At 63.9% G+C, this 11,996-nt stretch carries 8 protein-coding genes and 1 pseudogene; 7 read left to right on the top strand and 2 right to left on the bottom strand.

The genetic code is table 11. The features are described 5' to 3' along the window. Window positions 1-189 precede the first annotated feature (189 nt). Entirely contained in the window at window positions 190-1,536 is a 1,347-nt protein-coding gene (locus HGP13_RS29015) for an FAD-binding oxidoreductase (RefSeq protein ID WP_172232143.1), read from the top strand. Window positions 1,537-1,666: 130 nt separating this feature from the next. After that, on the top strand, window positions 1,667-3,106 hold the full coding sequence (locus HGP13_RS29010; RefSeq protein ID WP_172232140.1) for a 2-hydroxyacid dehydrogenase: 1,440 nt from the start codon (window positions 1,667-1,669) through the stop codon (window positions 3,104-3,106). A 52-nt stretch (window positions 3,107-3,158) separates the two neighbouring features. Here the strand turns inward: HGP13_RS29010 and hutH are convergent, their stop codons facing one another. Further along, a complete protein-coding gene (hutH, locus tag HGP13_RS29005) occupies window positions 3,159-4,655 on the bottom strand; it encodes a histidine ammonia-lyase (RefSeq protein WP_172232138.1) in 1,497 nt (498 codons plus the stop codon). A 117-nt stretch (window positions 4,656-4,772) separates the two neighbouring features. Here hutH and HGP13_RS29000 point away from each other — a divergent pair. The 4 genes and pseudogenes from HGP13_RS29000 to HGP13_RS28985 all read left to right on the top strand — a co-directional run. Continuing rightward, window positions 4,773-5,038 (top strand): annotated as a pseudogene (locus tag HGP13_RS29000) (succinylglutamate desuccinylase/aspartoacylase family protein); the annotation flags it as partial. Between the two features lie 101 nt (window positions 5,039-5,139). Beyond that, the gene (locus tag HGP13_RS28995; protein ID WP_246707147.1) at window positions 5,140-5,820 is read left to right on the top strand and encodes a GntR family transcriptional regulator; all 681 of its coding nucleotides are present in this window, start codon (window positions 5,140-5,142) and stop codon (window positions 5,818-5,820) included. An 80-nt stretch (window positions 5,821-5,900) separates the two neighbouring features. Next, complete coding sequence (locus HGP13_RS28990; protein WP_172232132.1) at window positions 5,901-6,695, top strand: DeoR/GlpR family DNA-binding transcription regulator; 795 nt, start codon at window positions 5,901-5,903, stop codon at window positions 6,693-6,695. Between the two features lie 76 nt (window positions 6,696-6,771). Beyond that, window positions 6,772-9,249 carry an FAD-dependent oxidoreductase gene (locus HGP13_RS28985; protein ID WP_172232129.1) on the top strand — a complete coding sequence of 826 codons (2,478 nt, stop codon included), beginning with the start codon at window positions 6,772-6,774 and terminating at the stop codon, window positions 9,247-9,249. Here the strand turns inward: HGP13_RS28985 and HGP13_RS28980 are convergent. Further along, window positions 9,246-10,115 carry a LysR substrate-binding domain-containing protein gene (locus HGP13_RS28980; protein WP_172232126.1) on the bottom strand — a complete coding sequence of 290 codons (870 nt, stop codon included), beginning with the start codon at window positions 10,113-10,115 and terminating at the stop codon, window positions 9,246-9,248. The genes HGP13_RS28985 and HGP13_RS28980 overlap by 4 nt on opposite strands. A gap of 154 nt (window positions 10,116-10,269) precedes the next feature. On the opposite strand from HGP13_RS28980, the gene HGP13_RS28975 reads away from it, so the two are divergent. Then, on the top strand, window positions 10,270-11,976 hold the full coding sequence (locus HGP13_RS28975) for a Na/Pi cotransporter family protein (protein WP_172232123.1): 1,707 nt from the start codon (window positions 10,270-10,272) through the stop codon (window positions 11,974-11,976). Window positions 11,977-11,996: the final 20 nt, after the last annotated feature.

The raw sequence follows: 11,996 nt of genomic DNA, 5'->3' as shown, positions 1-11,996 counted from the left end.
TCAAAATTCATGTCCTGGTGTCCAGGCGACATTCACTGGCATAAACAATTTCATGGCACTGACGCGCAGATTCTCCAGCTCGACCCAGCCTTGACGGACTATCAGTTCTGTCACGCATCGCCGACATCCACGGAAGCGGCCAGTCCGGCAGGGCGGGCACTGCCGCGAATATCAAGAGGGTGGTCTTCTTTGACAAATTTTCCCTTCACCGAAGCCATGCCGATCCAGTTTCAAGCGCCGTTGCCGAAGGCTTCGGAGGTTGTGATCATCGGCGGTGGCGTCATCGGCGTGACCACGGCCCTGTTCCTGGCGCGGCGGAACATTTCGGTGACATTGCTGGAAAAGGGGCGCATCGCCGGCGAGCAATCGTCGCGCAACTGGGGCTGGATCCGGCAGCAGGGTCGCGATGCCGCCGAACTGCCTGTTGTGATCGAAGCGCAACGCCTCTGGCGGCAACTGGCCGACGAGTGCGGTGAAGACATCGGGTTGAAGCAGACGGGCGTCACCTATCTGGCGCGAACGGACAAGGAGATGGCCGGCTTCGCCAAGTTCCTGAAAATCGCCGAGACCCACGGCGTCGACACGCGTCTCCTTGACCAAGGCGAAACAGCCAGGCTGATCCCGGCCATGTCGCGCTCCTTCAAGGGCGCGATGACCACCCCGTCAGACATGCGCGCCGAGCCCTGGGTCGCGGTGCCGGCGCTTGCTCGGTTGGCCGCCCGGGAGGGCGTCACGATCATCGAGAATTGTGCGGCGCGTATGCTCGACATATCGGCTGGACGCGTCAGCGGCGTCTGGAGCGAGCAGGGCCGTATCGCCACCTCGAACGCTGTCGTCGCGAGCGGTGCGTGGACGTCGCTCTTCCTGCGCGCCCACGGCGTCTCCATCCCGCAGCTCAGCGTCAGGGCCACCGTCGCCGCCACCGGACCCATGCCCGAAATGCATGCGGGCGCCGTCGCCGACGACCATATCGCATTCCGGCGCCGGCAGGATGGCGGTTACACGCTGGCATCGGGCGGCTCCAATCAGCTTTACGTCGGGCCTGACGCGTTTCGCCACATGAGCAAATATGTTCCCGCCTTGATGGCCAATCCTTTTGGCACCCACTATTTGCCGGCGGCGCCGCGAGGGTTTCCGGACAGCTGGTCGACCCCACGCAGGTGGAACGCGGACGAGGAAAGCCCGTTCGAACGGATGCGCATCCTCAATCCCGCCCCAAAAACCTCGGCGCTACGCGATATCGACCGCGAATTCAGGGCACTTTTCCCAGAGTTCAAGACAGTGCCGCTCAAGGCGAGCTGGGCGGGCATGATCGATGCGATGCCGGATGTCGTGCCGATCGTTGATCGTGCCGCCGAAATTCCGGGTCTCGTCATCGCCACCGGGATGAGTGGCCACGGCTTCGGCATCGGACCCGGGATGGGCCGTATCGTGTCCGACCTCGTCCAGGGCAACGAGACAGGACATAATCTTCACAGGTTCCGTCAGTCCCGGTTCAGCGACGGCAGCCCGATCGAGCTGGGACCCAGCCTCTAGACCGTGTCGCAACTTGCCGCTGGTTTGCCGCCGGCGATCGATCTGACGCCCTTCCGGGCGGATAGGTTCTGATTATTCAGGACACCCTGCTGCTACAGCGGGCCTGCCGTTCTTGCATGAGGGAAACGACGTGACCGCAAACACCAGCCCACAGGCCGCGGAGCCGTTCGATCCGCAAAGCGTCTACGCCGTGCTGATCTGCGATCTGATCGGCGTACGCTTCGGACCTGACGGCAAGTCTGATCCGAGTGAAGTGCGTGTGCATATCGAGGCCAAGGGTGGCCGCTTTCACGCGGCAGCACTTGGCGACAAAGCGGGGCTTGAGCAGGGCAGGGTGCATTTCTTCTACCAGCCGGACCTCAGTACTCGCGAGGAACTGATTGAAGCCGCAGGCGACGGGCGCTACGACGCCGTCATCGCCGCCGCGACCTTTCTGCCCTCGGAGACCGTCTTTCCGATCGCCGGCGTGCGGATCGGCGCCGGCACCGGCAATATGGGATCGCGCTCCTGGGGTGGCGGCAGTGGCGAGGGCGGCACGGCAGTACTCATGAACACGCCCGGCATCAACAGCCGCGCCACGGCGCAGATGGTGATGAAGGCTATTTTGAAGGTGCTGCCGGATCTTCCGGTCGACAGGCTTCACCAGCGGGTGGCACGCGGCGCCTTCGACACCGGCCGGGAGTTGCGCGATTTTCCGACCGAAAAGCTCGAAGGCAAGACCATCGCCATCATCGGCTACGGCAATATCGGCCGCGAGGTCGCCAAGCTCGCCCGCGCCTTCGGCATGCGCGTGGTGATCCACGCGCGGCCGCGACATCGGGACTGGATAGAAGCCGAGGGTTTTGTCTTTGCGCCGGACCTCATCGATGCGGCTGAAGGCGCCGATGTGTTGAGCGTTCATGTCGGCCTGGGCAAGCAGGACGCGCAAAGCGGTCGCTACGCCAATGCCGGGATTATAGGCGCAGACGTCCTCTCCCGCATGCACAAGGGTGCAGTGCTGGTCAATTACGATCGCGGCGAGCTTGTCGATGTTGCGGCCCTTGGCGAGGCGCTGGATGCAGGGCAGCTGCGCCATGCCGCCATCGATGCCGACCTGTTCAGCGATGCCTCGACCGGGCGTCTGTCCGGTCCGATGCTGCCCTATCTCGACTTGGTCGAAAGGCATGGCGACAAACTTGAACTTCTGCCGCACGCCGCCGCCGATACCGACCATCCTTCGCGCGTCGCCGGCGCCAAGCAGGCCGTCGACCAGCTGTTCGATGTCATCTGTCGCAAAGCGGTGACCAATGCGAGAGGCACCGTGCCGCCCGGCTATCACTTGCTTGGAGCGACGACGCCCCCTGGCATCGGACCGGTGACGGCGGATCACCTTTTGAAATTGACTTCCTGCAACTGCTCCGAGCTGGCGGATGTCTGCGATCGGCAAAGCCGGTTGTGGAAGGCCCTTGCCAACACGCCGCCCGCCGAGCGCGGCATGATCGTCGCCGAACAGGGCGAAGAGCTTGTCCGGCTGATCGACCGTTTTTGCCTTCTGGCCGAGAAGCTGAATCTCAGGGGGCCTTACCAATAGGATCAGGCTGCCGCTACGGGATTAAACAGCAAGTGGCGGATGGAGCGAAGGGTCAGTACCGGGGACCGGCCACTATCCGCGCCATCCGTGTCATATCGGTGCTCATCTCGCGGTCGTCGTCGAGCGGGCTGACAAGGGCGCGGACCGCGGCAAAGGTGCGCCGCGGTCCTTCGCCCATACTGTCGACGACGCCGCGCAACTCGACGCCAGTCGCCGCGAAGATCAGTTCCATCGCCACGAGATAGCGCATGCGCTCGATGATCTCGGCGGTCTTGGCCACCACCCTCGGCGCCATCGACGACTGGTCCTCGATGCCGTCCGAAACGGCCAGCGGGCTGAGCGACATCGGGTTGGCCAGATGCCGGATCTCGGCTTCCAGCGCGGAAAGCGGTTTCTGCAGTTCCGCATAGCCCTGGCGGCTGCCGCCCCTGGCCGACAGGAAGCGCGGCAAGTCGGCGATTGTCGGCGACATCAGTTTCATGCAGCGATTGGCGGTGCCGACCGCGCAATGCGCCAGCGCCTGGCCAAGCTGTTCAAAGGCCAGCGTCATCGCCGTGAGGTCGAAATTGCCGTTGGAAATCACCCGTTCGCCCTCGGCCAGGATCACCGGGTTGTCGCCCGAATGGGTCAGTTCGATCTCGGTCGCCAGCCGCGCCTGTTCGAACGCATGGAGCAGGCCGCCCCAGACCTGCGGCACGCAGCGATAGCTGAGCGGATCCTGCAGACGCCGCGCTGCCTTGTCCTTCCACAGGCCGCTTCCCGCCAGCTCCGTGCGCAATCGGGCGCCGATTTCGCGCTGGCCAAAGGCTGGCCGTGCTGCGAGCGCATCCTCGTCGATCGCGGTGAGCGAAGAACGGAACGCCTCATAGTTGAGGGCGACCGCTGCCAGTGCCCAGTTGATGAGATGGGCGACGTCTTCGAGGCACAGGCACGCCGTTCCGGTCGAAAGGCTGTTGGCGACGATGATGGCGTGGCCGTCCTTTTCGCGCAAGTCGAGTGGTTCGAGCCCGGCGAGAGCGAGCGCCTCGGCGGAGGGCATGATCCTGCCCAGGAATTCCGCTTCGCCATCGCCGCGCAGCGACCTTGCCATATGGCCGAGATGGGCAAGGTCCGCCGCGCCGATCGATCCCCAGGTCGGGATCACCGGATGGACGCCGGCGTTGAGCGCGGCCACCAGGCCCATGACCACGCGTTCGGAGGTGCCGGTGCCGCCGGCAGCCATGCCCGAGATGCGCGCGGTCATCATTGCCCGCACTGCCTCGGTCGGCAGGGCGGGGCCGATGCCCATGCTGTGGCTGAGCGGCACGCTGTGCTGGAAGGCGATCAGGTCGGCCTGCGCGAGCGGCGTGTCGACGCAGGCGCCGAGGCCCGTGGTGACGCCGTACATCGGTTTGCCGAGTCCAGTGAGATGCTCGATGAGGGCGCGGCTTGCCCGGATGCGGTGCATCGCTTCTTCGCCCAGCATAAGCCAGGCGTTGCGCCGTGCGATCTCGGCGACGTCAGCCACGCCGAGCGGCTTGGCATCGAGCAGTATCATTCGGCCTGTCATGTCTCGCCTGTATCCTGTGACCAGAGGCCCGGACCAGCGGCGCGGCGGGCGCCACCGTTTGTGGCGGCTTGCTGGCTGGACTGCAAGCCATTCCCATTTGGGGCAGCGGGCAGAAGCGAGAAGGGCAGAACTCAATGGCTCGACATGCCGTCAGCGATTGCTTCTCGTTTGCCGATGAGGACGGCATGATCGAAACCATGGTCGATCTCGGTGAGCCGCTGGCGAAGGGGGCTGTTTTGGCCCGCATCCATTCCGTCGGCCGCACCGTCATCGCCCCGCAGGAGATCCGGGCAAGAATGTCCGGTATGCTGACGGCGCGCCATTTCCCCGGTCTGGTCAAGGCCGGCGACTGTGCCGCCGTGGTCGCCGTCGAAGTCGACTGAGGGAAGCAGTTCGAGCCCGAGCTATCCCGTACACGAGGATACTCATATCCACTTGTGTGGTTTTCCATTACGCTGGATTCCGAGTGGCAGGGGAGCATCGATTGCGCGGATTTGCGGAAAGCCTGATCGAGAGACCGCAGACGGTGGCGGAGCGGGTCGCCAACGTCCTGCGCGAGGCCATTGCCAGCGGGACACTAAAGGCCGGCACTGCTCTCCGCCAGGACGAACTGGCCGAGCAGTTCGGCTTCAGTCGCATGCCGATCCGTGACGCGCTTCGCCAGTTGGAAGCCGAGGGCATCGTGTCCATCCACCCGACCAAAGGCGCGCATGTCGCCCGGATGGACGGCGCCGAAATCAGCGAAATCTACGCGGTGCGCGAATTGCTCGAATGCGAAGCGCTGCGGCTGTCCGTGGCCACCCTCTCCGATGGCAAGCTCGATGAGGCCGAACAGGCGCTCGACCAGATCGACGCTGAGCGCAATGTCGGCCGCTGGGGTGCGCTGAACCGCACCTTTCATCTTTCGCTCTACCATGCCTGCGGCAACCAGCGGCTGCTCAGCCTGATCGAGGCGCATCACAACGCGGCCGATCGGTATGTCCGCATCCTCTTGTCGAACCTCGACTATCGCAACCGCTCGCAGAGCGAGCACCGCGACCTACTGGCCGCCTGCCGCCAGCGCGACGTCAAGAAGGCAGTGATCGTTCTGCGGCGGCATCTTCGCGAAGGCAGCGAGACGCTCGTCAATGCGATCGAGCGCGGCGGCCTGTCGCGGAAGCCCTAAGCCTGGCCGAAGGCGCGGTTGCGTCTACGCAGGTTCACTGCCACATATTGCAACATCAATGCTCGACATAAGGGATTGCCATGTCTCCCGTCAGTCGCCTGCCGGCACGCGCGCTTGCCCCGCGCCGCCACGATGAGATCCTGAGGCGGCTCAGCGCCCAGGGTTCCGTCAGTGTCGCCGAGCTGGCCGAGTTCTTCGATGTTTCGCGCGAAACCATCCGTCGTGACCTGAAGCTGCTTTCGGACCAGGGCAGGCTGGGCATCGTGCATGGTGGTGCTGCCCGCTTCGAACCGAGCGAACCGGCGATGAGCCTGCGCAGCCAGGAAAATGCCGGAGGCAAGGCGGCGATCGGCAAAGCCGCCGCCGGCCTGGTCAGGGATGGAATGGTGGTCTTTCTCGATTCCGGCACCACCACTTTGGCCGTCGCGCAGGCCCTGGCCGGACTGCGCGATCTCACCATCTGCACGGCCAGCCTGAAGATTGCGCTGCATCTTTGCCATGTCCCCGGCATGCGCGTGCACATGCTGGGCGGCGAAATCGATCCGGGCGAGGAGGCGGCTTCCGGCATCGACACGCTCGACGCCATGGCCCGCTTTCGCGTCGACATCGCCTTTCTCGGTGGCGGCGCCCTATCCCCCGACGGTGAGGTCACGGACTTCACCCGCGCCGGCGCCGAGCAGCGCGGCCGCATGATCGCGCTCGCCGGGAAGGCCTATTTCGTGCTCGACAGCAGCAAGTTCGGCAAGCTGACGCCGCTCCGCATTCCAAACTTCAACCGCGCTGCCGGCGTAATTGTCGACGCCAGTCCCGAACCCGCCCTTGCCGAGGCGCTTTCGCAAAAGGGGCCTGAACTCATCGTTGCGAGCTTGATGTGATATTTTGTGACTTTTTGAGTTGATATTGGGTTTTCTTGTGTTAATGTCCGCCATCCCTTCAAATGGCGGAACGCTCATGGCACATGAATTTCCCACCCAGGCCCGTGTTGTCATTGTTGGCGGCGGCATCGTCGGCTGCTCTGTCGCCTATCACCTGACCAAGCTCGGTTGGACCGATGTGGTGCTGCTCGAGCAGGGACAGCTCAGTGGTGGCACCACCTGGCACGCCGCCGGCCTGGTCGGCCAGTTGCGCAGCCATTCCAACATGACCAGCCTGATCCGATATTCGACGCAGCTCTACAGCGAGTTGGAGGCCGAGACTGGGCTCGCCACCGGCTGGAAGAATTGCGGCTCGCTGTCGGTGGCGCGCACCGCCGACCGCATGACCGTGCTGAAGCGCACGGCCGCGTCGGCGCGTGCGCAGGGCGTGGAGATCGATGTGATTTCGGCGAAGGAAGCCGGCGACCTCTGGCCAGTCATGGCGACCGACCACCTGGTCGGCGCGGTCTGGTTGCCGGGAGACGGCAAGGCCAACCCGACCGACTTGACGCAATCTCTGGCGAAGGGCGCGCGCAATGGCGGTGCGAAAATTTTCGAGCGGGTCAAGGTCACCGGCATCAGCGTCAAAAACGGCGTCGCCTGCGGTGTCGAGACGGACCGTGGCGACATATCAGCCGAGATCGTCGTCAACTGCGCCGGCCAATGGGCGCGCAAGGTCGGGCTGATGTGCGGCGTCTCGGTGCCGCTGCATTCGGCCGAGCACATGTACATCGTCACCGGCAGGATCGAGGGTGTCTATCCGGACCTGCCCGTGATGCGCGACCCCGACGGCTTCATCTACTTCAAGGAAGAGGTCGGCGGCCTGGTCATGGGCGGCTTCGAGCCGCATGCCAAGCCGTGGGCAATGAACGGCATTCCGGAAAATTTCGAGTTCGCGCTGCTGCCGGACGATTGGGACCAGTTCGAGATCCTGATGGAAAACGCGCTGGTCCGCGTGCCGCAACTGGCCGAAGCCGAGGTCAAGAAATTCTACAACGGTCCCGAGAGCTTCACGCCGGACAACAATTTTCTCCTGGGCGAGGCGCCGGAGCTGAAGAATTTCTATGTCGGCGCCGGCTTCAACTCGATGGGCATAGCCAGCGCCGGCGGTGCGGGCAGGGCGCTGGCCGAATGGATCGTCAACAGCGCGCCGACCATGGATCTTTGGCCGGTCGACATCAGGCGTTTCGCTTCGTTCAACAACAATCCGCGCTGGCTACATGATCGGGTTAAGGAGACGCTCGGCCTGCACTACGCCATGCCGTGGCCGAACCGCGAACTGGACACGGCACGGCCCTTCCGCCGCTCGCCGCTCTACGACCGGCTTGCCGCCAAGGGTGCCTGCTTTGGTTCAAAAATGGGCTGGGAGCGAGCCAACTGGTTTGCCGAACCGGGCGAGAAGGCGGAGAACGACTACGCCTTCGGCCGCCAGAACTGGCACGAGGCAGTCAGGCGTGAAATGAAGGCGACGCGTGAAGCCGTCGCCATCTTCGACCAGACCTCCTTCGCAAAACTTCTTGTCCAGGGCCGCGACGCCTGCGCCGTGCTCAACCGGATCTGCGCGGGCAATGTCGATGTGCCGGTCGGCACCTCGGTCTACACAGGTGTGCTCAACCCGCGTGGCGGCTATGAAAGCGATCTCACCGTGATGCGGCTTGGAGCGGAAAAATTCCTCATCGTCACCGGCTCTGCGCAAGCGGTTCACGATGCCGACTGGATCGTGAAGAATATCCCGGCCGATGCCCATGCCATCCTCACCGACGTCACCTCGTCCTATGCGGTTCTGGCTCTGATGGGGCCGCGTTCGCGCGATCTCTTAGGCAAACTGTCCTCGGCGGATCTTTCCAACGCCGGCTTCCCCTTCGCGACCATCCGCGAGATCGATATCGGCTATGCCACAGCTTACGCCAACCGCATGACCTATGTCGGCGAGCTCGGCTGGGAACTGATCGTGCCGACCGAATTCGCGGTGGGTGTTTACGAAGCGCTGCATGACGCCGGCCGTGAATTCGGTCTGACCGACGCCGGCTACTACGCGCTCGATGCCTTGCGCATCGAAAAGGGTTTTCGCGCGTGGGGCCGCGAGCTCACGCCCGATATCGACCCCTGGCAGGCCGGGCTTGGCTTTGCCGTAGCCATGGACAAGCCGGACGGCTTCATCGGCCACGATGCGCTGGTCAAGGCAAAGCCATCGGCGGCGGCGGCAAAGCGCGTCGTGCTGTTCACCCTCGACGACGCGGAGCCGATGCTGTGGGGCGGCGAACTGATCCTGCGTCAAGGCAAACCGGTGGGCGAGGTTCGCTCGGCTGCCTACGGCCACACGCTTGGCCGCTCGGTCGCGCTCGGGCTGGTCGAAAACGAGGCCGGTGTCGATGCCGCGTTCCTCAACGGCGGCCGTTTCGAGATCGACCTCGCCGGCATTCGCCATGCCGCGACAGTGCATCTGCGCAGCCCCTACGATCCGAAGTCGGAGCGGGTGAAGGCGGATGTGGTGGAGATGAGGGCGGCGGCCTAATCCACCGACATCGATCTTGCCATGTCGAGGAAGGCACGCACGAGCTTGCCGCCGCTGCGTTCGCGCAGGCAGATCAGCGCTTCGTCCATCAAGGTTTCAGGCGCGTCGATGGTGATCGGCACCAGGCGCGAATCCTGGCCGAATTCGGCCGCCGAGACAAAGCCGATGCCGGCGCCCGAGGCGACGATCTCGCGGACCGCTTCGCGGCCTTCGGCCTCGATCACGGGTCGCAGCTCGATCTTCGAAGCAGCCGCGAGGTCTTCGAGCTTCTGGCGCGTCTTCGAGCCACGCTCGCGCATGACCAGCGATTCCTGCGAGAGCTGCTTGAGCGTCAGCGATTTCTTGCCCGCCAGGGGATGATCGATGGAGGCGAAAGCGATGATCGGGGTGGAGTTCAGTTTCAACACCTCGAAATCGCGCCCGGTCGGCACCTCACCCAGGACGCCGATATCGGCGTCATAGCTGTAAAGGCTGCTGATCACCGTCTCGGTGTTGCCCGCGCGCACCGAGACTTGGACGCCGGGATAGCGAGCCCGGAAGCTGCCAAGAATGTGCAGCAGATGGTGCGCGGCATCGGCGACGATCCGGAGCGTGCCGGAACGCAGCGCGCGCGACTCCGTCAGAAGTTCGAGCGCCTGCTGCTCGGTGTCGAACATGCGGTGGGTTATCTCGAGCAGCTTCTGGCCCGAATGGGTCAGCGTGACCTGCTTCTTGTTGCGGTTGAACAGCAGCACATCGTACTCTTCCTCGAGCTTGCGCACTTGGTCCGATATGGCCGGCTGGGTTAGGAACAGCGCCTCGGCCGCCCGCGAAAACCCGCCTGATATGGCCACCTGATGAAAGGCCCGAAGCTGGACGTAGCGCATCTTCTCCGCCTCCGAGACGCTGATATCGACCGCAGTTTATCATAAGGCCCGCTAACTAAAAGATAGAAACGAACGATTTGACTTATGTTTAGCCGACCATCAGCCTGAGTGTGGGTCGACGCCCCTTCCGGCGGTTGGCATCGGAGGCGAGGCTATGCAATTTTCCATTATCCTGCTGCATCTGGCGGGTGCCGTCATGCTGCTGCTTTGGGCAGTGCGCATGGTGCGCACAGGTGTCGAGCGCGCCTGTGGCCCGGCATTGCGCGACGCGCTGAGACAGGCGCGGAATGCCCGGATCAGGTCGGCGGGCGTCGGCACGGTGCTTGCCGTGCTGCTGCAGAGTTCCACCGCCGTCGCCATCTTGGCGGCCGGCTTTGCCGCCAGCGGCATGGTACCGGTGTCCGCCGGGCTGGCGATCCTGCTTGGCGCCGACCTTGGTTCCGCCTTGGTGGTGCAGGTTCTGTCATTCGACCTCAGCTGGTTAATACCGGCGCTGATCCTGGTCGGCGGCGCGATGTTCCTGAAGTTCGAGGCGCGTGGCATCAAGCAAAGCGGGCGCATCCTGATGGGCATCGCCTTCGTGCTGTTGTCGCTGCATATGATCGGCGAGGCGACCGCGCCGATGCGGCAGAGCAATTTGCTGCCCCTGGTGATTTCCTATCTGCGCGCCGATTATTTCACGGCGTTTGCCGCCGCTGCGCTGTTCACATGGCTGATCCATTCCAGCGTGGCGGCGATCCTTTTGTTCGTCACGCTCGCCGCGCAGGGCGTCTTGCCCGTAGAGGTCGGCCTGTTCTTCATCCTCGGCGCCAATTGCGGCGGCGCGCTGATTGCCGTGTGGCTGACGCGTGGCGAGGCTGTCGAGGCGCGCCGTGTTCCGCTCGGCAACCTGATCTTCCGTGGCACGGCGGCACTCGCCGCCTTGTTCGCGCTTCAAGCTGTGGCGTTCCCCACAGATATGTTCGGCGCAACCGAAGGCCGGCAACTGGTCAATCTGCACCTCGCCTTCAATCTGGCACTGGTCGTCTTCTGCCTGCCTTTCACCGGCCTGATGGAAAGGCTGGCGACCTTGCTGATCGCCGACAAGCCGCCGGCAAAGGCGGAGGAGGGGACGGACCTCATGTCGCGTCGCAGCAGCGCGCTTGACCGTACCGTCATGCGCACGCCTGGTCTTGCGCGGGCCAGCGCGACCCGCGAGTTGCTCCGCATGGGCGAGGTCGTCGAGGTGATGCTTCGTCCGGTGATGGATTTCTTCGACGCCGGCACCGCCGAGCAGATCCGCCAGGCGCAGAAGCTCGACGACGAGGTCAACCGTGCCCACACCGACATCAAGCTCTATATTGCCGAGGTCAATCGCGGCAGCATGACCGCGTCCGAAGCCCAGCGCGGCATCGAACTCACTGACTTCGCCATCAATCTCGAACGCGCCGGCGACATCGTCGCCAAGAACCTGCTCGTGCTCACCCAGGAATTGCGCGAAAAGAACCTGCGCTTTTCACGCGATGGCTGGAGCGAACTGTCCGGGCTTCATAACCGTGTCATGGCTAACATGCAGCTTGCGCTCAACGTGCTGGTCTCGAGCGATCTCGAGTCGGCGCGGCAACTCGTCGTCGAGAAGGAGCGGATGCGCAAGCTGGAACGCATGAGCCATGACCGTCACCTCAAGCGCCTGCAATCGGGGATGCCGCAAAGCATCGATACCAGCGACATCCATCTGGAGGCGGTCAGGGCGCTGAAGGAAATCAACTCGCTGATGGCTTCGGTCGCTTATCCCTTGCTGACTCAAAGCGGCGATCTGCTCGAAAGCCGGTTGGCCGAGGGCAGCGGGGTCGCGGACGAAATGGCTTCCGCAGTGGCATGACAGGGCGGAACTGCTGGATT

The organism is Mesorhizobium sp. NZP2077 (assembly GCF_013170805.1).
In the GTDB taxonomy this organism is placed as follows: Bacteria; Pseudomonadota; Alphaproteobacteria; order Rhizobiales; family Rhizobiaceae; genus Mesorhizobium.
The sequence above is the reverse complement of the archived record's forward strand: the minus strand, read 5'-3'. Positions and strand labels throughout refer to the sequence as shown.

Coding starts and splice junctions, on each gene's coding strand:
- hutH (WP_172232138.1), bottom strand. CDS start 4,655: ATGACAGGCCGAATGATACTGCTCGATGCCAAGCCGCTCGGCGTGGCT.
- HGP13_RS28990 (WP_172232132.1), top strand. CDS start 5,901: ATGTCTCCCGTCAGTCGCCTGCCGGCACGCGCGCTTGCCCCGCGCCGC.
- HGP13_RS28985 (WP_172232129.1), top strand. CDS start 6,772: ATGGCACATGAATTTCCCACCCAGGCCCGTGTTGTCATTGTTGGCGGC.
- HGP13_RS28980 (WP_172232126.1), bottom strand. CDS start 10,115: ATGCGCTACGTCCAGCTTCGGGCCTTTCATCAGGTGGCCATATCAGGC.
- HGP13_RS28975 (WP_172232123.1), top strand. CDS start 10,270: ATGCAATTTTCCATTATCCTGCTGCATCTGGCGGGTGCCGTCATGCTG.